The 20977-nt window shown below is 69.7% G+C and carries 15 protein-coding genes; 10 read left to right on the plus strand and 5 right to left on the minus strand.

Features of this window, described 5'->3' with window-relative positions; all coding sequences use genetic code 11:
- The 5 genes from Aco03nite_RS51035 to Aco03nite_RS51055 all read left to right on the plus strand — a co-directional run.
- Positions 1 to 1511 (plus strand): sugar ABC transporter ATP-binding protein (locus Aco03nite_RS51035; protein WP_239146128.1); only part of this gene is annotated, 1511 nt, incomplete at its 5' end.
- Entirely contained in the window at positions 1508 to 2509 is a 1002-nt protein-coding gene (locus tag Aco03nite_RS51040; RefSeq protein ID WP_239146129.1) for an ABC transporter permease, read from the plus strand. The genes Aco03nite_RS51035 and Aco03nite_RS51040, both read left to right, overlap by 4 nt.
- Positions 2506 to 3564 (plus strand): ABC transporter permease, encoded by a 1059-nt coding sequence (locus Aco03nite_RS51045; protein WP_203810254.1) that lies wholly within the window; start codon positions 2506 to 2508, stop codon positions 3562 to 3564. Before Aco03nite_RS51040 ends, Aco03nite_RS51045 begins: the two co-directional genes overlap by 4 nt.
- A gap of 85 nt (positions 3565 to 3649) precedes the next feature.
- Positions 3650 to 4801: an L-rhamnose isomerase gene (gene rhaI, locus Aco03nite_RS51050; protein WP_203810256.1), complete on the plus strand. Its 1152-nt coding sequence runs from the start codon at positions 3650 to 3652 to the stop codon at positions 4799 to 4801.
- A gap of 73 nt (positions 4802 to 4874) precedes the next feature.
- Positions 4875 to 5267, plus strand: a complete 393-nt coding sequence (locus tag Aco03nite_RS51055) for an Hpt domain-containing protein (protein ID WP_203810259.1) — start codon at positions 4875 to 4877, stop codon at positions 5265 to 5267.
- 8 nt (positions 5268 to 5275) lie between these two features.
- Here the strand turns inward: Aco03nite_RS51055 and Aco03nite_RS51060 are convergent, their stop codons facing one another.
- On the minus strand, positions 5276 to 6445 hold the full coding sequence (locus Aco03nite_RS51060; RefSeq protein WP_203810261.1) for a response regulator: 1170 nt from the start codon (positions 6443 to 6445) through the stop codon (positions 5276 to 5278).
- 227 nt (positions 6446 to 6672) lie between these two features.
- On the opposite strand from Aco03nite_RS51060, the gene Aco03nite_RS51065 reads away from it, so the two are divergent.
- Both Aco03nite_RS51065 and Aco03nite_RS51070 read left to right on the plus strand, forming a co-directional pair.
- On the plus strand, positions 6673 to 7830 hold the full coding sequence (locus Aco03nite_RS51065) for a GAF domain-containing sensor histidine kinase (protein WP_239146130.1): 1158 nt from the start codon (positions 6673 to 6675) through the stop codon (positions 7828 to 7830).
- Complete coding sequence (locus tag Aco03nite_RS51070) at positions 7827 to 9443, plus strand: methyl-accepting chemotaxis protein (RefSeq protein WP_239146131.1); 1617 nt, start codon at positions 7827 to 7829, stop codon at positions 9441 to 9443. The genes Aco03nite_RS51065 and Aco03nite_RS51070 overlap by 4 nt, the downstream gene beginning before the upstream one ends.
- Here the strand turns inward: Aco03nite_RS51070 and Aco03nite_RS51075 are convergent.
- Positions 9411 to 9821, minus strand: a complete 411-nt coding sequence (locus tag Aco03nite_RS51075; RefSeq protein WP_203810265.1) for an ATP-binding protein — start codon at positions 9819 to 9821, stop codon at positions 9411 to 9413. The genes Aco03nite_RS51070 and Aco03nite_RS51075 overlap by 33 nt on opposite strands.
- Positions 9822 to 9916: 95 nt before the next feature.
- On the opposite strand from Aco03nite_RS51075, the gene Aco03nite_RS51080 reads away from it, so the two are divergent.
- The 3 genes from Aco03nite_RS51080 to pflA are packed head-to-tail and all read left to right on the plus strand — an operon-like array spanning position 9917 to position 14867.
- Positions 9917 to 11887 (plus strand): hybrid sensor histidine kinase/response regulator, encoded by a 1971-nt coding sequence (locus tag Aco03nite_RS51080; protein WP_203810267.1) that lies wholly within the window; start codon positions 9917 to 9919, stop codon positions 11885 to 11887.
- Between the two features lie 8 nt (positions 11888 to 11895).
- Complete coding sequence (pflB, locus tag Aco03nite_RS51085) at positions 11896 to 14136, plus strand: formate C-acetyltransferase (RefSeq protein WP_239146132.1); 2241 nt, start codon at positions 11896 to 11898, stop codon at positions 14134 to 14136.
- Positions 14133 to 14867, plus strand: a complete 735-nt coding sequence (gene pflA, locus Aco03nite_RS51090; RefSeq protein WP_203810269.1) for a pyruvate formate-lyase-activating protein — start codon at positions 14133 to 14135, stop codon at positions 14865 to 14867. Before pflB ends, pflA begins: the two co-directional genes overlap by 4 nt.
- Here pflA and Aco03nite_RS51095 read toward each other — a convergent pair.
- The 3 genes from Aco03nite_RS51095 to Aco03nite_RS51105 all read right to left on the minus strand — a co-directional run bounded on the left by Aco03nite_RS51095 (position 14861) and on the right by Aco03nite_RS51105 (position 20775).
- On the minus strand, positions 14861 to 17743 hold the full coding sequence (locus tag Aco03nite_RS51095; RefSeq protein WP_203810271.1) for a GH92 family glycosyl hydrolase: 2883 nt from the start codon (positions 17741 to 17743) through the stop codon (positions 14861 to 14863). The genes pflA and Aco03nite_RS51095 overlap by 7 nt on opposite strands.
- 125 nt (positions 17744 to 17868) lie before the next feature.
- On the minus strand, positions 17869 to 18744 hold the full coding sequence (locus Aco03nite_RS51100; protein WP_203810273.1) for a serine/threonine-protein kinase: 876 nt from the start codon (positions 18742 to 18744) through the stop codon (positions 17869 to 17871).
- Between the two features lie 42 nt (positions 18745 to 18786).
- Positions 18787 to 20775, minus strand: coding sequence for a CocE/NonD family hydrolase (locus tag Aco03nite_RS51105; protein ID WP_203810275.1), 1989 nt, complete (start codon positions 20773 to 20775; stop codon positions 18787 to 18789).
- Between the last annotated feature and the right edge of the window lie 202 nt (positions 20776 to 20977).

The raw sequence follows: 20977 nt of genomic DNA on the forward strand, positions 1-20977 counted from the left end.
TGAACACCAACGACAACGAGACGCCCCGCCTGCGCCTGACCGCGATCTCCAAGCGGTTCGGCGCGGTGCGGGCCATTCAACATGCCGATTTCACCGTACGAGCGGGCCAGGTCCACGCCCTCGTCGGTGAGAACGGGGCGGGCAAGTCCACGATGATCAAGATCGTGGCGGGCGCCGTGACCGCCGACACCGGCGAGATCGAGTTCGAGGGCCAGCCGGTCAAGCTGGGTTCCACGACGGCCGCGATCGACCTCGGCATCGCCACCGTCTACCAGGAGCCGCAGCTGTTCCCGGAGCTGACCGTGGCCGAGAACATCTTCCTGGGCCGGGAGATCCGCACGCCCTACAAAAAAATCGACTGGTCCGCCCAGAACACCCGCGTCGTCGAGCTCCTGGACCTGCTCGGCCTGCCGGAGCGGTACGCCACCGCCGAGGTCGGCACCCTGAGCGTCGCCGAGCAGCAGCAGGTGTCGATCGCGAAGGCCCTGGCCGCCGACGCGAAGGTGCTGATCCTGGACGAGCCGTCGGCGATCCTGACCGACGCCGAGATCGAGGTGCTGTTCGACGTCGTCAAGCGGCTCACCGAGGCCGGTGTCAGCGTCATCTACATCTCGCACCGCCTGGACGAGCTGTTCCGGATCGCGGACGAGGTGACCGTCATGCGGGACGGGCGCACGATCGGCACGTACGACATCAAGGATCTGACCGTGCGGCAGATCGCCCACCTGATGGTCGGCGAGGAGCTCTCCGACGCCCGCCCGCACCGCGAGGTCCCGGACGGGCCGACGGTCCTCCAGCTGCAAAAACTGGAGAAAAAAGGGAAATTCCACGACGTCGACGTGACCGTACGGGCCGGCGAGATCGTCGCCCTCTACGGTCTGGTCGGCTCGGGTGTCTCGGAGATCGCGGCCTGCGTCTACGGCATCGACCAGGCGACCAGCGGAACCCTCAGGCTGGCGAATGAAACGGTTCAGATCCGGAACCCGCAACACGCCCAGAGACTGGGGATCGCGCTCCTGCCCGCCAACCGCAAGGTCGAGGGCATGTTCGGCTTCCAGTCGATCGCCTTCAACATCTCCGCCGGGCATCTACAAAAAATGTCCAGGTTCGGCACGATCATCGACCGCGCCCTGGAGAAGTCCAAGGCCCAGGAGCTGATCAAGCGTCTGGCGGTGAAGACCCCGCACGAACGTCAGGCGATCAACGCCATGTCCGGTGGCAACGCGCAGAAGGTGGTCCTGGCCCGGCAGCTGGTGGAGCGCCCGAAGGTCCTGGTGCTGGCCGAGCCCACCCAGGGTGTCGACGTCGGCGCCAAGGAGGAGATCCACCGCCTGATCACCGAGCTGGCCGAGGAGGGCACCGCGGTGCTGGTGGTGACCTCGGACCTGCCGGAGGCGCTGCGGATCGCCGACCGGATCCAGGTGGTCCGCGGCGGCACGACGACCGACGAATTCGGCCCGGACGCCAGCCAGGTGGACCTGCTGGCCGCGGCGGCGGGAGCAAAAGAGTGACAGCCACGATGCAACAACCGGCCCGGGTCAAGAAGCGGGTGCTACCGAACCTCGTCACCGGGCAGGAGATCGTGCTGGTCGGCGTGATCGCGGTGCTGTGGGCGGCCCTCGCCCTGAGCACCCCCGCGTTCCTGACCGCCGGCTCGATCCAGCCGCTGCTGGTGTCGACCGCCCCGATCGCCCTGATCGGCGTCGCGATGACCATCGTGATCATCACCGGCGGCATCGACGTGAGTGTCGGCGGCGCGATCATGGTCTGCTCGGTGCTGACCGCGAAAGCCCTGGTCGGCGCGGAGGTGAACCTGCCGGTCGCGGTCCTCCTCGCGGTCGCGGCAGGCGGTGTGCTGGGCCTGGTCAACGGCCTGTTGATCGCGTACGGCCGGGTCCACGCGATCATCATCACCTTCGGTACGGCCAACCTCTTCATGTTCCTGGGCCTGCAGATCTTCGGCTCCGGCACGGTCAACGGCATCCCGGGCACCCTGGCGTTCTTCGGCCGCGGCCCGGACGGCCGGACGCTCGGGATCCCGCACGCGTTCCTGATCACCGTGCTGATCACCGCGGCCGTCTGGTGGTACCTGCGCAACATCGCGGGCGGCCGGCACTTCTTCGCGATCGGCGGCGACGAGCAGGCGGCCCGGCTGGCGGGTGTCCGGGTGCAGCGCCGGATCCTGCTGGCGTACGTCCTCACCGGCCTGCTGGTCGGCCTGGCCTCGTGTTTCGTGATCGCGCAGGGCACCTCGACGCTGGATCAGTCGGTCGGCTCGGGCAAGGAGCTGGCGGTGATCGCGGCGGTCGTGATCGGCGGCACCAGCATCATGGGCGGCCGCGGTTCGGTACTGGGCACCCTGCTCGGCGCGCTGCTGGTGCAGTCGGTGGCCTCGGGCGTGACCCAGCTGGGCTGGCGCTCGCAGCTCTCCGACCTGTTCGTCGGCATCTTCATCATCGTGGCGGTCGGCGCCGACCTGCTCCGCGCGCGGGCAAGGAGGTCCCGATGACAGCGACCGCAACCAAACAACGGGAAAAAACAGACTATATCCGAATTCTCCTAACCCAGCGCATCGCCCTCCTCGCGGTCCTGATCGTCGTAGTCGTCGTCACGTTCTTCATCAACGACGCGGGCGGTTATCTCACCGCCCCCTACGACTTCGACTACATGTCGGCGAGCCTGATCAATGCGGTCCCGCTGGCCATGCTCGGCCTCGCGGAACTCCTGGTCATCATGTCCGGACGGGGCGGCATCGATCTGAGCGTCGGCGCCATCGTGTCCCTGGCCGGCATGGGCTTCGGGTTCGCGTACGGCGAATGGGGCTGGCCCTTGTGGTTGGCGATCCTCGGAACAGCCGCCTTCGGTGCACTGCTGGGCGCGGTCAACGGCTTCCTGGTCTCCTACATCGGCTTCCCGGCGCTGATCGCCACGCTCGCCACGTTCTACGCGTACAAGAGCCTGGCGATCGTGATCAACAACCAGCAGCCGATCAGCACGAAGCCGATCCAGGAGTTGTTCTCGATGAGCAAGCCGGTCGAGCTGCCGCTGATCGGCGAGTACCTCCCCGACGTGCCACTGGGGATCTTCACGTTCCTGCTGCCCACCGTGGTGGCGGTCTGGCTGCTGCTGGCCCGCACCACCTACGGGCGGCGCCTCTACGCGATCGGCACCAACGACGTCGCCGCTCGCTGGGCCGGGCTCCCGGTCCGGGACACGCGCTTCAAGGCGTACGTCTACGCGGGTCTGATCTCCGGCCTGGTGGCCGTGGTGACGGTGGGGCAGTTCGCCTCGGCCCGCCCGGACGCGGGCGTCTCCGGCAACGGCATGGCCCTGCCCGCGATCACCATCGCCGTCCTCGGCGGCGTGGCGATCACCGGTGGCATCGGCCGGGTCGCCGGGGTCGTGCTCGCCACTCTGCTCATCGTCTGGCTCAACGCCGGCATCCTGCTCGCCTTCGTCGGCAACGAGGGCTCGCAGTACCAGCTCCTGGCCCTGGGTTCGGTGCTGGTGTTCGCCGCTCTGTTGAACGGGCTCACCAACCGCAAGTACGGAGGCTCGTCATGATCGCCTGCACCGAACGGCAGCATCGCGAGTCGATCGACAACCCCGAACGTGAGGGCCAGAAGAGCATGACAAGGAAGGCACAGCAATGAACCTGGACGGCCTGGACGGCTTCACGATCGAGGTCCCGAGCTGGGCGTACGGGAACTCGGGCACCCGGTTCAAGGTGTTCACCCGTCCCGGGGGGCCGCGCGACCCGTACGAGAAGATCTCGGACGCCGCGCAGGTCAACCGCCTGACCGGGCTCGCCAACCGGGTCTCCCTGCACATCCCGTGGGACCTGGTCGAGGACTGGAGCGATCTGGGCGAGTTCGCCGAGAAGGCGGGCGTGCGGATCGGCGCGATCAACTCGAACGTGTTCCAGGACGACGACTACCGTCTCGGGTCGCTCTGCAACCCGGACCCGGCGATCCGCCGCAAGGCCGTCGACCACCACAAGCACTGCCTGGACGTGATGCGGCAGACCGGCTCGAAGGATCTGAAGATCTGGCTGCCGGACGGTCTCAACTACGCCGGGCAGGACTCGCTGCGCGGCCGGCAGGAGCGTCTCGCCGAGTCGCTGCGGGAGATCTACGACGCCTCCGACGACGATCACCGTATCCTGCTGGAGTACAAGTTCTTCGAGCCGTACTTCTACAGCACCGACATCCCGGACTGGGGCACGTCGCTGCTGCACTGCCTGTCCCTGGGCGAGCGCGCGCAGGTGGTGCTGGACACCGGCCACCACGCGCCGGGCACCAACATCGAGTTCATCGTGATGCAGCTGCTGCGGCAGAACCGGCTGGGCGCGTTCGACTTCAACTCGCGCTACTACGCCGACGACGACCTGATCGTGGGGTCGGCCGACCCGTTCCAGCTGTTCCGGATCCTGTCCGAGATCGTCGCGGTGGACGCGCACCGGCCCGGGTCGGGGGTCAACTTCATGCTCGACCAGTGCCACAACATCGAGGAGAAGATCCCCGGCCAGATCCGGTCGGTCCTCAACGTGGAGCAGGCCCTCGCGAAGGCGCTGCTGATCGACCAGGACGCGCTGGCCACCGCGCAGCGCGAGGGTGACGTGCTCGGCGCCAACGAGGTGCTGATGGACGCCTACGAGACCGACGTGCGGGCGGCCCTCGCCGATCGGCGGGAGGCTCGCGGTCTGCCACGCGACCCGGTCAAGGCGTTCAAGGCCTCCGGGTACGCCGCCACCGTCACCGCCGAACGGGTCGGTGGCACACAGGCCAGCTGGGGAGCGTAGCGCCTGTATAGAAACAGGCGCTAATCCCCGCGAATCGGCCCGGAGAGTACGGGGCCGGGCGCACCATGTCCTGATGGAGACCGCCACGCAGCCGGAGGACGAGGCCCGGGTGGCCGGCGTCCGGGCCCGTCTCGCCGATCTGGTCGAGGCGGACCCGTCGCCGGCCGAGCTGGCGCTGATGGCCCGGCTGCTCAACTCGTTCGCCGCGAAGGCTCCGGCCTCGGCGGACGAGTTGGCGCGGCTGCTCCGGCAGGGTGACGCCGGGCTGGTGCGCGAGCAGGCACACAGTCTGAAGGGTTCGGCGGCCAACATCGGCGCGACGGATCTGGCCACGCTCTGTGCGCGGATCGAGGACCAGGCCAGGGCCGGGATCGTCGCCGACCCGGAGACCACGACCGCCCACCTCGAGCTCGAGGTGGGCGGCGCCGTTCGTGCGGTTCTGATTCTCGCGGGCGAGTACGCATGACCGCTGGGTCAGGCCGCGGTGAGCACCGGCTCGACCAGACCCACCACGCGGGAGAAGTTCGCCAGCCGGTCCAGCATCATCTCGGTCACCACCGTGCCCCGGCCGATCAGCACCAGGCCGTTGACCGCCGTGACGTCCGAGGCCAGGCGCATCCCGATCTGCAGGTCGGCGATCGCACACGCCCGGGTGGTGTTGCGGGCCGAGACCTCGACACCCTTCACCAGGCGCAGCGCGTACAGCACGTGCGGCGCCAGGCCGCCCTGCTGGTCCAGGAAGGCGATGGCGACACCCGCGTCGTGGGTACGGGCGAAGACGGTCTCGTACTCGATGGCGGTCTTGATCACGCTGATCGCGCCCTCGACCAGGCCGGACCAGCCTCCGGGCGGCGGCGCCTCACCGGCCAGCCCGCGGACGATGGCGACGACGTTCTCCATCATCGGGATCTCTTTGATCAGCGGGAGCACCATGCTGCGCATCGCGCGGACCTGGGCCTGCTCGTCCGGGTTGAGGGACTGCCCGTCGACGAGCTTCTTCATCACCTCGGGCGGCAGGGTGACCGCGCCGAGCTGCGAGGCCATCGTGGCGGCCTCCAGTTCCCAGAGCCCGTCGAGTTCCAGGGAGTGGGTCAGCTCGGCGACCAGCTCGCGGATCCGGCCGGCCCGGGCGAATCCGGACGGGCTGGACAGCTCCAGGATGCCGAAGAGGGCCTGCAGGCTGGTCTTGAGGGTGGTGTCGACCATGTCGCGTTCAGCCATCGCGTGGTCGTGCTTGGTGACCGCCGACTGCACCACGTCGAGGATGTCCTCGCGGGTGGCCGGTTTCGGCACGTACCGGTAGACCCCACCGGAGTTGATCGCGGCGATCGCGGTGTTCATGTCCCCGAAACCGGTGTGCAGGATCCGCATGACGTCCGGGTAGTCGTCCTGGATCCGGCCCAGCAGTTCGATGCCGTCCATGCCCGGCATCCGCATGTCGCTGATCACCGCGGCGACCGAGTCGTTGTCGGCCAGCAGCTGCAGCGCCTCGTCGGCGTTCGCGGCGAGCAGCAGCCGGTGGTCGCGCCCCAGCTGCATGGAGAGCGTGTCCAGGACGCTCTCCTCGTCGTCGACGAGCAGCAGCGTCGGCAGCGTCTTGGCCCGGGTTTCGACATCACCAGACCGGTAGAGCTCGGTCCGCATAGAGGTCTCCTTCATCTCGTGACCGGTCGTAGTGGGGGTACGTGCACCCCTATCGCCGCATTCGCCGAATGCCTGAGCGTTCAGCGCGGCAGGATTTTCCCTGCGGCGAACTCCTCAGACGGCTCCCGCGTGCGACCGAATTGCGAACCACGAGGCACGGCGGCGAACCCACCCGCGGTACTGGAAGAACGGACACAGATGTGAGTGCGGTAGGCGAGGATGCCCGTGTGGCGGCGGTGCACAGCTATCACCTGCTCGACGCCCCTCGGCCGGTGGTGCTGGACGAGCTGACCAGGCTGGCCGGGGCGGTCTTCGACGCACCCATGTCGGCGGTGACCCTGGTGGGCCGCGACCGGGAGTGGTTCGCCGGCAAGACCGGGATGCCCGGTGACGGCGGGCCGCTGGCCACCTCGTTCGCCGGCCGGGTGGTGGCCGGGCAGCGGCCGCTGGTGGTCGCCGACACCCTCGCCGAGCCGGCCTACCGGGCCTGGGACAACGTCCAGGGCGCGCCGAACATCCGGTTCTATGCCGGGGTGCCGCTGATCGACGAGGACGGGCACACCCTGGGCAGCGTGTGCGTGCTCGACGACAAGCCGCGCGAGGCCGAGGAGAAGCAACTGGACCTGCTCTGGACGATGGCCGGGCAGGCCGCCGGGCACCTGGCCGCGCTGCGCAACCGGATGCTGCTGGCCGAGCTGGGTGACGAGCTGTCCCGGGCAATCAGCCGCGAGGAGGACTTCGTGGCGACCGTGTCGCACGAGCTGCGCACCCCGGTCACCACCATCCAGGGTTATCTGGAGCTGCTCGTCGACAACGAGGAGCTGGCCCCGTACCGCCGCCTGATCGACCCGATCCAGCGCAACGGTGAGCGGCTCGTCCGCATGGTGGACCACCTGCTCGCCGGTACGCGGCCGGCGGCCGCGCCGTTGCCGCTGCTGCGCTCGCTGACCGACCTGGTGGCGGTGGCCGAGGCCGCGATGGCCGCGTGCCGGTCGCAGGCGGGCACCCGGGACGTGCCGATCGTGATCGAGGCGCCCGAGGGCAAGGCCACCGTGCCCGGTGACTTCACCCGGCTCAGCCAGGCCGCCGAGCACCTGGTCCGCAACGCGGTCCTGTTCAGCACCACCGGGCAGCCGGTGATCATTCGGATCGAGGGCCGCACCGTCGAGGTGATCGACACCGGCGCGGGCATCCCGGCCGACGAACTGCCGCACGTGATCGAGCGGTTCTACCGCGGCCAGTACGCCCGGGAACAGGCGGTTCCCGGTGTCGGCCTGGGGCTGAGCATCGCCGAGCGGATCATGCGGGCGCACGACGGGCGGCTCACCGTCGAGTCGGAGGGCCCGGGCCGCGGGACCGTCGCACGGATGTCGATCCCGGGATGACCGGGCCGATGGAGATGCTGCGCCGGGTGCGCCTGTCCGGGCGGCTGGGCAGCGCCTTCCTGATCGTGCTGGTGCTGGTCGGGGTGGCGGTCGGGATCGGCGCCTGGGGTCTGGCCCGGCAGGCGACCTCGGCGCAGGAGTTGCAGAAGCTGCAGCACCTGATGCACCAGGTGGACGAACAGAAGTACTACAACGGGGACATCTCGGGCTGGCAGATCGCCTACGTGTGGGACACCCGCCGGATCGGGCCGAAGCAGGCCGTCGACCCGGCGAGCGAGAACCGGGCCGGTTTCGTGGCGGACGTGGCGGCGCTGCGCGCGCTGCTCGCCGCCACCGACACGTCGGTCATGACGGCGGCCGAGCGGGGGTACTTCACCACGATCACCGGTCTGTGGGACGAGTACGTGCGGGCCGACGACCAGATGGTCGCGCTGTACGCGGCGGGCCGGATCGACGAGGGCGACAAGGTCCTGCTGGACAGCAGCTACGCCGTCTACGCCAAGATCAACGAGGCCACCGCGCCACTGGTCGCCTCGGTCTCCGGGCGTGCCGACGAGGCCGCCGAGACCGCACAGTCCGAGGCGTCGACCGCCCGTACCGTCATGGCGTTCGTCTTCCTCGTCGCCGTGGCCGTCGCCGTGCTGTTCAGCGTCGCGGTGACCCGCAGCGTGACCGGCCCGGTCGGCCGGCTGGTCGAGGTGCTGCGCGGGATGGCCCGCGGTGACCTGACGGTGCGGGCCGACACCACCGGCCGCGACGAGATCGCCGTCATGGGCCGGGCCGTCGACGAGGCGGTCTCCGGGGTGCGCGCCACGGTCGCCGAGATCGTCGAGAACGGCGGCCGGCTCACCACGGCCTCGGACACCATGCGCCGGGTCAGCCGGGAGATCGACAGCTCGATCGCCGAGGCGGACCGGCAGGCCGGGATGGCCGCGGACGCCGCCGGTGGCGTCTCCGGCAACGTGCACACCGTCGCGGCCGGCTCCGAGGAGATGGGCTCGGCGATCACCGAGATCTCCCGCAACGCCGCCGAGGCCGCCCAGGTGGCCTCCGGCGCGGTCGCCGCGGCCCGCGCCACCAGCGAGACGATCAACCGGCTCGGGGTCTCGTCGGCGCAGATCGGCGACGTGATCGCGACGATCACCGCGATCGCCTCGCAGACCAACCTGCTGGCGCTGAACGCGACCATCGAGGCGGCCCGGGCCGGCGAGACCGGCAAGGGTTTCGCGGTGGTGGCCGGCGAGGTCAAGGACCTGGCCCAGGAGACCGCGCGGGCCACCGAGAAGATCTCCGAGCAGATCGCCGCGATCCAGGCCGACACCGGTCAGGCGGTCACCGCGATCGACGAGATCAGCCGGATCATCGAGCAGATCAGCGACTTCCAGACCACCATCGCGTCGGCGGTCGAGGAGCAGAGCGCCACGACGGCCGAGATGAACCGCGGGGTGACCGAGGCGGCCAGCGGGGTCAGCGACATCGCCGGCAACATCGCCAGCGTGGCGAACGGGACCTCGGCCAGCCGGCAGGCGGTCGGTGAGGTGGAGCGCACCGCGCAGGACGTGCAGGGGCTGGCCGACAGCCTACGCGCGGCCGCCGGACGGTTCTCCATCTGACGGGCAGGGGTGCAGCTCGACCCGGACCCGTTTGCCGCCCTGGTGGTTCTGCACCGTCCAGCCCACCGACAGGGCCTCGATCAGGGCGATCCCGCGGCCGCCGATCCCGTCCGGGTCGCGGCGGCGGGGCACCACCGCCGAGCCGTCGGCCACCGACACCACGACACGCCCGTCGTGTGCCTCCATCTGCAGCGAGATGCAGCCACCACCGTGCCGGACGGCGTTGGTGACCAGCTCGCTGACCACCACAGCGGCGGCGTCCAGCCAGTCGTCGTCGCGGAAACCCCAACCGGTGAGCACCGCGATCGCGGCGTGCCGGGAGGACGACGGGGCACCGCGGTCCAAGGGGACGTCGAGGTGAGCAGTGAGTTCGCTCATTCATCACCCCACCTGTCTCGTGTGCGGGCGGACAGTACCCCGCCGGGGCCGCGTACGAAACCTCTGCCGGGTTTAATATGATTTAGGCTGACAGCATGGCTTCAGTGCTGGTGGTGGAGGACAACCCGGAACATCAGGCGGTCATCGCCGAGGTGGTCCGGCGGCTCGGTCATCAGGCCACCCTGGCCTCCGACGGGCGGGCCGGTCTCGAGGCCGCGCTGGCCGGCCGCCCCGATCTGGTGGTCGCCGACGTCGACATGCCGCACCTGGACGGCATCAAGATGTGCCGGGCGCTGCGGGAGAACCCGGGCACCGCCGACGTCCCGGTCGTGCTGATCACCGCGTATCTGCCGCCCGGCGACACCACCCTGGCCCAGGCCGAGGCCCTGGCCGTGGTGCCGAAACCGTTCAGCGTCAAGGAGCTGACCGAGACGCTGCGCTCCTGCATCGACGCCCCGGCCGGCGCCCGGCACGACCCGGCCTTCACCGAGGCGCTGCTGCGCAGCCTGGACGCCGGGGTGGTCGCCTGCGACCTGGAGGGCCGGCTGGTCGTGGTCAACCAGGCGGTCCGCGACCTGTTCGGCGACGAGAGCCTGGGGGTGCCGGCCCGGGACTGGGCCGAGCGGTTCGGGCTGCGCCGCCCGGACGGCAGCTCGCTGCCCGGTGAGGAGGTGGCGCTCTACCGCTCACTGGCCGGTGAGGACATCGACCACGACGAGGTGCTCGCCCACGACCGGGAGGGCCGGCGGCGCTGGTTCGCGATCAACGCCCGGCCGGTCCGCGACGACACCGGCAGGATCCTGGGCGCGGTCGCCGCGGTGCACGACGTCACCCCGGAACATCAGCAGCGGCAGTACGAACACTGCACCACCGAGGTCCTCAAGGCGCTCGTGCAGGCCCCCGACACCGGACGCGCCGGCGCCGAGGTGCTGCGCGCGATCTCGGCCGAGCTGGGCTGGCCGTACCTGCGGCTGTGGCTGGTCGACGACGTCACCGAGCGGTTGCGCCCGGCCGCCACCCATCTGGCGCCCGGGTCTCCCCCGCTGCGGCTGCCGCCCACCCTGAAACGCGGCGAGGGCCTCTCCGGGGCCTGCTGGGAGTCCGGCGAGCCGGTGTGGGTGCCGGACCTGCGGGCGCCCGACGTGCCGGTGATGGCCGAGGCCGAGCACTACCGGACCGCGATGGCGGTGCCGGTGCTCAGCGCCGAGAAGGTGATCGGGGTGCTCGCCTTCTTCACCCTGGAGCCGCAGGAGTCGGACCCGGCCCTGACCGTGATGCTCAGCGGCATCGCCGGGCACATCGGGTCGTACCTGGAACGCCGCCGCTCCGAGGAGCTCGCCGACCAGCTCGCGGCCAGTGTCGGCGAGTACATCGCCCTGGTCGGCCACGAGCTGCGCACCCCGCTGACGTCGATCGGCACCTACACCGACCTGATCAACGAGGAGCCGGACACCACCACCGTCGGCGAGATCCGCGACTTCCTCGGGGTGATCGAACGCAACAACGCCCGGCTGCGCTCGCTTGTCGAACGGCTGCTCGACCTGGCCGCGCTGGAGGCCGGGCACGCCAGCCTCACCCTCGCCGAGGTGGACCTGGCGGCGGTGGTGACAGCCGCGCTGGCCGGCATCGAGGTGCACAGCGAGATCCCGGAGCGGCTGCCGATCCCCGGCGACCGGGCCCGGCTGCGGCAGGTGGTGGAGAACCTGGTCGGCAACGCGGTCAAGTACAGCCCGGACGGGACGGCGGTGCACGTCACGTTGACCGCCGACGACGACGCGGCCGTACTCTGCGTGACCGACAAGGGGATCGGGATCCCGGCCGGCGAGCACACCCAGCTGTTCGCCCGCCTCTACCGCGCCTCGAACGCCAGGCACAGCGGCATCCCCGGCGCCGGTCTGGGCCTGGCGCTGAGCCGGGCGATCGTCGAGCTGCACCGCGGCACCATCACCCTGAGTGAGAACGACGGGGGTGGCACGGTGGCCACCGTTCGCCTTCCCCGGCGATCCGGGACTTCCGACCCTGCCCGCCCGGCACACCGCAACGCGACCCTGGGGAGGAACCACTAGGAGGGGTCATGCTGGGAGGAAACATGGACGCGTGGCGCGGTTTCGCGGGCTCGACGTGGCGTACCGGGATCGATGTGGCCGGCTTCATCCACGACAACGTCAAGCCGTACGACGGCGACGCCGCCTTCCTCGCCGGGGCCACCGGGCGCACCACGAAGATCTGGGACCGGCTGTCCACGATGTTCGTCCGGGAACGCGCCGACGGCATCTACGACGTCGACGCCACGACGCCGTCCACCATCACCGCGCACGCCCCCGGATACATCGACCGGGACACCGAACTGATCGTCGGCCTGCAGACCGACGCGCCACTGCGCCGGGCCATCATGCCGTTCGGCGGACTGCGGATGGTGGAGAACGGGCTCCAGGCGTACGGCCGGGAAATGGATCCTGATGTCAAGAAGGTCTTCACCGACTATCGCAAGACCCACAACGCCGGGGTGTTCGACGCCTACCCCGCCGACGTGCTCGCCGCCCGCCGCTCGCACATCATCACCGGCCTGCCCGACGCCTACGGCCGTGGCCGCATCATCGGCGACTACCGCCGGGTCGCCCTCTACGGCGTCGACCACCTGATCGCCGAACGCCATCAGGTCAAGACGGCGCTGAACGCGCGGCTGTCGGTGGCCGACGTGATCCGCGACCGGGAGGAGATCTCCGAACAGATCCGGGCGCTCGGCGAACTCAAGCGGATGGCCGCGTCCTACGGCTTCGACATCTCCGGTCCGGCGACCACCGGGCAGGAGGCGGTGCAGTGGCTGTACTTCGCCTACCTGGGCGCCACCAAGGAGCAGAACGGCGCGGCCATGTCGCTCGGCCGGACCTCCACCTTCCTCGACGTCTACCTGGAGCGGGACATCGCCGAGGGCCGGATCACCGAGGAGTTCGCCCAGGAGCTGATCGACGACTTCGTGATCAAGCTGCGGATCATCCGGTTCCTGCGGACGCCGGAGTACGACGAACTGTTCTCCGGCGACCCGACCTGGGTGACCGAGTCGATCGGCGGCATCGGGGCGGACGACCGGCCGCTCGTCACCCGGACCAGCTTCCGGTACCTGCAGACGCTCTACAACCTGGGGCCGGCGCCGGAGCCGAACATGACGGTGCTCTGGTCGCAGCGGCTTCCGCTGGGGTTCAAGCGGTTCTGCGCGCGGGTCAGCATCGACACCAGCAGCATCCAGTACGAGAACGACGACCTGCTGCGGCCGTATCTCAGTGACGACGCCGCCATCGCGTGCTGCGTCTCGGGCATGCGGGTCGGCAAGGACATGCAGTTCTTCGGGGCGCGGGCCAACATGGCCAAAGCGCTGCTGTACGCGATCAACGGTGGCCGGGACGAGATCAGCGGCGCGCAGGTGGCACCCTTCATGAAGCCGCTGGGCGACGACGTCCTGGACTACGACCAGGTTTTCGAGGCCTACGACAAGACCCTCGACTGGCTCGCCGAGACCTACGTGGACGCGCTGAACGTCATCCACTACATGCACGACCGTTATGCGTACGAACGCCTGGAGATGGCCCTGCACGACTACCCCGTGCACCGTTTCCTGGCCACCGGCATCGCCGGGCTCTCGGTCGCCGCGGACAGCCTGTCGGCGATCAAACACGCCCAGGTCAAGCCGGTCCGGGACGAGACCGGGCTGGTGGTGGACTACGAGGTGGACGGCGATTACCCTACGTTCGGCAACAACGACGACCGGGTGGACACGATCGCGGTGGACCTGGTGGACCGGTTCATGGAGAAGATCCGCCGGCAGCCGATGTACCGGGGCGCCGAGCCCAGCCTGTCGGTCCTGACCATCACCTCGAACGTGGTCTACGGCAAGCACACCGGCAACACACCCGACGGCCGGCGTCTCGGCGAGCCGTTCGCTCCGGGCGCCAACCCGATGAACGGGCGGGACAAGCACGGCCTGGTGGCGGCGGCCCTGTCGGTGGCGAAACTGCCGTACCGCAGCGCCCGCGACGGGATCTCGCTGACCATCACGTCCACCCCGGACGGTCTCGGCCGGATCAAGGACGAGCAGGTGGACAACCTGGTCGGGGTGCTGGACGGATACACCGACGGGCACGGCTTCCACATGAACGTCAACGTCCTGGACCGGCTGACGCTGGAGGACGCGATGGCCAACCCCTCGAAATATCCACAGCTGACGATCCGGGTGTCCGGCTACGCGGTGAACTTCGTGCGGCTGACCAAGGAGCAGCAGCGGGACGTCATCTCCCGGACGTTCCACGGCTCGCTGTGACCGTTACCGGGAGTGTGCACTCGTTCGACGTCTCGACCGGCGTCGACGGGCCGGGGACGCGCTTCGTCGCGTTCCTGGCCGGGTGCCCGCTGCGCTGCCTCTACTGCCACAGCCCCGACACGTGGTACCGGCGCAGCGGCCGGCCGATGTCCGCCGACGAGCTGATGGCGGAGATCCTGCGCTACGAGCGGTTCATCAAGGTCGCCCGGGGCGGCGTCACGCTGAGCGGTGGTGAGGCCCTTCAACAGCCTGATTTCGTACGGGAGATCTTCACCCGTTGTCACGAGCGGGGACTGCACACCGCTCTGGACACCAGTGGCGCTCTCGGGGCGAAGGCCGACGATGCCCTGCTCGACGTGACCGACCTGGTGCTGCTGGACGTCAAGTCCGGCGACGAAGAGACGTACCACCGGGTCACGCGTACCGGCAGCCTGGAACCGACCGTGACGTTCGCGCACCGCCTGGCCGATCGCGGCATCCCGATCTGGATCCGCTTCGTCCTGGTCCCGGGGCTGACCGACGCCGAGGAGAACGTCGAGTCGGTGGCCGCCGTGGCCGCCTCGATCCCGACGGTGGAACGGGTCGAGGTGCTCCCGTTCCACCGTCTGGGGGCGGCCAAGTACGCCGCCCTCAACCTGCCCTTCCCGCTGGCCGACACCCCCGCTCCGTCAGCCGAGCTGCTGGAGCGAGTGCACGGCCGGTTCCGGGCGCACGGTCTGACCGTCTACTGATTCACCGTGACGTCGAAGACGTGCATGATGCCCTTGTCGGTGCTCCGGGGCAGGGTCACCGACGCCACCGTCTTCGCCGCGTCCAGGCCGGCCGGGGCGGAGGCGAAGATCCGGAAGGTGCCGGTTCCGGCCGTGCCGTTGACGTTGTTGCGGCCGGCCAGGGTGATCGGCGCGGTCTCGCCCGCGGCCGGGTTCGCCGCCCAGTCGCTCAGGGTGAGCGGGACGTCCTGGCTGGTGCCGTCGGTGTAGGTAACCACCGCGGTTCCGGTGGCCGGGCCGTTGGTGGACAGGCCGAGGAAGGACAGCGTGCGGCCGGCCTTCCCGACGGCGATCCTCTGGCCGTGCGGGATCCAGTTGTCCGACTTGCCCGGCTCGGCGGTGGGCCAGGTGAAGGACGTGCCGGGCACGGTCGCGCCGGGCGTCACGCCGGCCGCGGCCAGCGACGTGCGGGACAGCGACCAGTCGCTGAGGTCCAGCGAGCCGAGGTTGCCCTGGCCGTCCGGCGTGGTGCCGGCGTTGTTACGGGCGTCGGTGCCGTCGGTGTAGGACGGCGGCACGTCGGCGGCGCCGGTGCCCCAGCTGTTCGCCGTGGACTTCATGGTGAAGTCGAGGGTGCCGCCCCGGGCCAGGAACGAGCTGTCGATCCAGGACGCGGTCTGCGCCTTGCCGTTGACCTTCAGCGCGTTGACGTAGCGGGCGCCGGTGGCCGTACCCGCCGCGTTGATCTTGATCTTGCGGTTCGCCGCACCGGCCGGGTTGATCGTGATCCGGTCGAACATCGGGCCGCTGACCACCAGGTCACCGGTGCCGTAAACGGCCGGGTAGAGGCCGATGCCGGCGAAGACGTACCAGGCGCTCAGGGAACCCTGGTCGTCGTTGCCGGGCAGGCCGGAGGGCGTCGTGTCGTACATCTCGGCGACCGCGCGGTAGAGGACGTCGGTGCCCTTCGCCGGCGCCTGCAGCCAGTGGTAGACCCACGGGGTGCCGAAGGCCGGCTGATTCGACAGATAGTTTCCGGTCTGCGTGTAGGCTCCGGCGTCCAGCCGCTCCATCAGCCTGTCCAGCGCGGCGGTCGACTCCGCGATCCCGCCCCGGGCCTCGATCAGCGCCGACAGGTTGTGCGGAACGAGCCAGCCGTACTGGTGGCCGGTCGACTGGTTGAACTGGCCGCGACCGGCCGAGTCCTCACGGACCCGCAGGTCGTAGCTCCGGTCGAAGCCGTTGCGCGAGCGCGGCATGATGTGCTTCGACACCGGGTCGAACACGTTCATCCAGTTCTGCGAACGCGCCGAGAAGTAGTCGTAGGCGGCGGTGTCGCCGAGCCGCTGGGCGAGCTGCGCGATGGCGAAGTCGTCGATCGAGTACTCCAGGACCCGGGACGTCGCGAAGTCGCTCTTGGCGTTCTCGATCAGTCCGGTGGAGAAGTACTGGTAGCCGTCCGACCGGGTGGTCCTCGTAGCCGGCAGCGTCTGGGTGGCCTTCATCGACGCGAGCGCCGCGGCCCGGTCGTAGTCGGTCGCGCCCATGTCGTCCAGCGTCGCGAGGATGACCTGGTAGTTGTCACCCTGCATGCGGGCGGCACCCGGCGCCCAGGTGCCCTTCTGCTGGGTGAGCGCCACGATCGACCGGTTGATATCGTTCGCGACCTGCGGGAACGTCAGGGCGAGCAACTGCACCTGGCTGCGGTACGCGTCCCAGCCGGACCCGGCGAAGTTGATGTTCTTGTAGAAGTGGTGACCGCGATCGATCACGTGCACCCGGTCGTCGAAGCCGGTGTACTGGCCGTTGACGTCCTCGCGCACGTTCGGGTGCAGGAACGAGTGGTACATCGCGGTGTAGAACTTGGTGCGCTGCTCGGTCGTGCCGCCGTCCACGTCGACGGTGCCGAGAGCGTCCTTCCACAGCTTCTTCGCGTCGTGCTTGACGTCGTTGAAGCCGTCCTTACCGACCTCGGTGTCCCGGTTGAGCGCCGCGTTGGCCACGCCGACATAGCTGAAACCGGTCTTGGCCAGCACCTTCGCACCCTGCTGGAAGGTGACCCAGGCGCCGGTGTCGTGCCGGTAGTCCACCCCGGTGTCGGTGGTGCTCTTGATCGCGTGCGCGGAGCCGGCGGTCAGCGCCTCGTCGGTCCAGGTGCCGAACGACTCGAAGGCGTGGTCGTACTTCGTGGAGAAGTAGGCCTTGTACAGGTTGCCCACGTCGCAGACGTCGGTGCCGTACATCCAGCCGGAGACCGTCCGGTTCGCCGCGTCGATGGTGACCTCGCTGCCGAACGTCCGGTTGTTCGGCCCGGAGACGTCCAGGATCAGCGTCGAGGCGCCGCTCTTCGGGAAGTCGAAACGGCTCACCGCGGTACGCGCGGTCGCGGTCAGCTCCGCCTCGACGCCGTTGTCCAGCTTCACCCCGTAGTAGCCGGGCTGCGACGTCTCGTTGGCGTGACGGAACGGCAGGTAGTAGTCCTTGATCGCCGACGCCGGGCTGGACGGCAGCTTCCCGTCGGTCAGCTCACCGGCGTACGGGATGGTGGGGAACTCGTAGCCGCCGAACCGGCCGGTGCATCCGGTGCCCGAGTGCCGGGTCATGCCGAAACCGCGGATCAGCGAGGCGGTGTACTCGTAGCCGCCCTTCTGCCCGACGTTGGCGTTGCCCTCGGCCCAGGTCGTCGGGCTCGGCTGCACCATGCCGAACGGGACCGCCGCACCGGGGAACGTGTTCCCGTAGGCGTCGTTGCTCTTGTTCTGCGTCGTGTCCAGTTCGGTGCCGATGAATTGGTCGACGGCGTCGAACGCCGAGATCTCCGCGGGGGCCGCGTAGGCCGCCGACGGCGTCAGGGGCACCAGCACCGCGGCCGCTAACAGGGCTTTCCACCCAGTCATGTGTTTCCTTCACAGGTATCGACAAGTTTCGTCGGCGCCACTGTCGTCGCCACACCCCGTCCTAACACGACGACGACTTGACTAGAAGGAAACCTAAAGATCAACTTCCGGGGTCACGTCTTTTATCAGCGGCGTCCAAAAAAGTTCCACTTCCACTTCTTTGCCGGTACGGGGTCAACCGGCTGCTCCCCGCGCAGCAGGGCGTCCAGCAGCTCCCGTGCGGTGGGCCGGCGCGCCGGATCCCGGGTGAGCGCCCGGTCCACCAGCGGCCGCAGCCAGCCGGGCAGTCCCGTCAGGTCCGGCGTGCCGGAGAGGATGCGCATCGCGATCGCCGACGCCGAGTCCCCGGCGAACGGGGTGTTCCCGGTCGCCGCGAACGCCACCACCGCGCCCCAGGCGAACACGTCGGCGGCCGCCGTCAGCGAGCGCCCGGCCACCGGGTCGAAACGTTCCGGCGCCATGTACGTGATCGTGCCGACCAGACGATCCGGTTTGGTGTGCCGGCTGGTCACGTCGAACGCCTGGGCGATGCCGAAATCGATCACCTTCACACCGTCCGGGGCGACCAGCACGTTGTCCGGCTTCAGATCCCGGTGGATCACCCCGGCGCCGTGGATCGCGGTCAGCGCGGTGGCCAGGCCGGTGGCCGTCCGGTGCAGGGTGGCCCCGGCCAGCGGACCCTGATCGCGGACCAGGGCGGCCAGGTTGGGACCGTCCACGAACTCGACCACCAGGTAGGGCGGGTCGTGGTCGGCATCGGCGTCCAGCACCGCGGCGGTGGCCAGCGGCGGAACCTGCCGGGACCGGGTCACCTCGCTGCGGAACCGGCCCCGGAACTCGGCCTCGTCCATGTGCTCCGCGCGGCCCATCTTGATCGCCACCCGGCGGCCGTCCGGCGCCAGGCCGAGGAAGACCGACCCCATCCCGCCCGAGCCGAGCCGGCCGGTCAGCTGGTAGTCCCCGAGCGTGGCCGGGTCGTCCGGCCGCAGCGGCTTGATCATGTCGACGTCTCTCCCCGCCACTGTCCTGTTGCGACGCGGAGCCTACAACCTGTTTTGATCAGGCCACACCGGCAGGTCCAGGTGGGACGGGCGGACCGGGTCGTGGGAGATCTCCTGCGTCGCCCGGTGCGGTTCCGTGGCCGTCGCGGCCGGCTCGCCCGACCCCGGGTTGCGGGCGTAGCGCGGGTGGGCGCCCGAGCTGACCTGCACGCTGATCCGGTGACCGGCCGCGAACCGGTGGAACACCGGCCACAGCTCGATCTCCACCTCACTCTCCTCGGTGGCCGCCCCCGCTTCTTCTTCCCTGGTGGCCGCCCCCGCTTCGCCTACCCCGGTGGCTGTCTTTGCTTCGCCTACCCCGGTGGCCGTCTCCGCTTCGCCTACCCCGGTGGCAGTCTTTGCTTCGCCTACCCCGGTGGCCGTCTCCGCTTCGCCTACCCCGGTGGCCGTCTTTGCTTTGTCTTCCCTGGCGGCCGCCTCCACCCGCCTGATCGCGTCGCACACGGACATGGAGCGGCCGTCCGGGTGCACGTCGGTGATCCGGACGAACACGTCCGCGCTCGGCTGCGACGACCGGAAACGGATCCGGGCCACCGGGGTGCCGGCCAGGGTGACGTCCTCGGTCAGCACGTCGCCGCGGAACACCGCCACGTCCGGGCGGGACTCGTGGGCGGCGTCGTCGACCGGGCCCTGCTTCGGCTCCAGGCTCGGGCCGCCGGAGGCCGGGGTCGGATCGGCGGGATCGTAGACGTACGACGTGATCCCGCCCTGCGGAAGATCGGTGTGCAGCCGCCCGCCGTCATGCAGGTGCCAGGTCTGCCCGGTGACACCGGGCGGCGGCCAGGACGGCAGATCGTGCCACTGACCGGCGCCGGTGCGATACGCCCGGACCGGCAACTCCCGCGCCTCGCCCGTCAGGAGCGCGGCGTCCTCGCCTTCCAGGAGCGCGGTGGCCTCGGTTTTCAGGAGCGCGGTGGCCTCGGTTTTGAGGAACGCGGTGGCCTCGGTTTTGAGGAACGCGGTCGCCTCGCCTACCGCCGTCGCGTCCAGCTCCGCGTCCGAGTGCCCCCACGGGCCGATCGTCAGCCGGGGCTGGCGCCCGGCCCCGGTCAGCAGCGCGTGGGTGCGGATCTGCCAGGGCAGGAAGATGTCGTACCAGCCGGTGATCATGTAGACCGGCGCGGTCACCCCGGGCACCGCGGCGGTGTGCGACTGCTGGGTCCAGTACTCGTCGGCCAGACTCTCGTGCCTCACCCAGTCCTGGTACCAGTGCACCTCGCGCCCGGTAGCGGCCGTGTCACCGGCACTCAACGGCAGTGTCGCGAACCCCCGCTTCAACGCCGGATCCGGCCGCAGCATCCCGAGGAGCATCGGCAGGAAATCCTGGCGGATCATCCGGTCCATCATCTGCGTCCAGCCCAGCGCGTTACGCAGCGCAAAAGCCCCGTTGTCCCAGGTCACCGCACCGAAGTCGGGCATCGTCACCTGCAGGCACAGGGCGTCGGCGTGAGCGGCGGCCGCCCACTGGGTGAAGCCCATGTAACTGGCACCGAACGTCGCTGTCCGCCCGGTGTACCAGGGCTGCTCACGCACCCAGCGGTGGGTGGCCGCACCGTCCCGCTGCTCGTCGACCTGCGGGGTGAAGACCCCGCCGGACCCCCAGGTGCCGCGGCAGCTCTGAAACAGCACGGTGAAACCTTCACGCCCCAGCGCGTACGCCTGTTTAGCCACCCGCCCACGACGGCCATACGGCCCCCGAATCACAATCGTCGGCAGCACCCCCGCCGCCGTCCCCGCCGCCGTCCCCGCTGGTGTCGTCGCTGGTATCCCCGCCGCCGTCCCCGCCGCCGTCCCCGCTGGTGTCCCCGCCGGTTTTCCTACCGGCACGACCAGGTCGGCAAGCAGTTCCACCCCATCCTCCATCGGCACCCGAAGATCCCGCCGAATCTCGATCTCGTGCGGCCCAGGCGTCAGCCCCGGCAACGTCCGGGTCTGCATCCAGCGGTCGAACCGCTGCCGGAGCGTACTCATAAATGGCTCCCTCAAGCTGTTACAAGGTTTCGGTGTTCGGCACCACCGCTTCACACAGCCGGCGCCGTCCCAGGTCTGGCCGGTCCTAGGTTCGGCCGGTCCTGGGTTCGGCCGGTTCTAGGTTCGGCCGGTTCTAGGTTCGCCCGGTTCTAGGTTCGCCCGGTCCTAGGTTCGCCCGGTCCTAGGTTCGCCCGGTCCTAGG

This window comes from Actinoplanes couchii (genome assembly GCF_016862075.1).
GTDB lineage: Bacteria > Actinomycetota > Actinomycetes > Mycobacteriales > Micromonosporaceae > Actinoplanes > Actinoplanes couchii.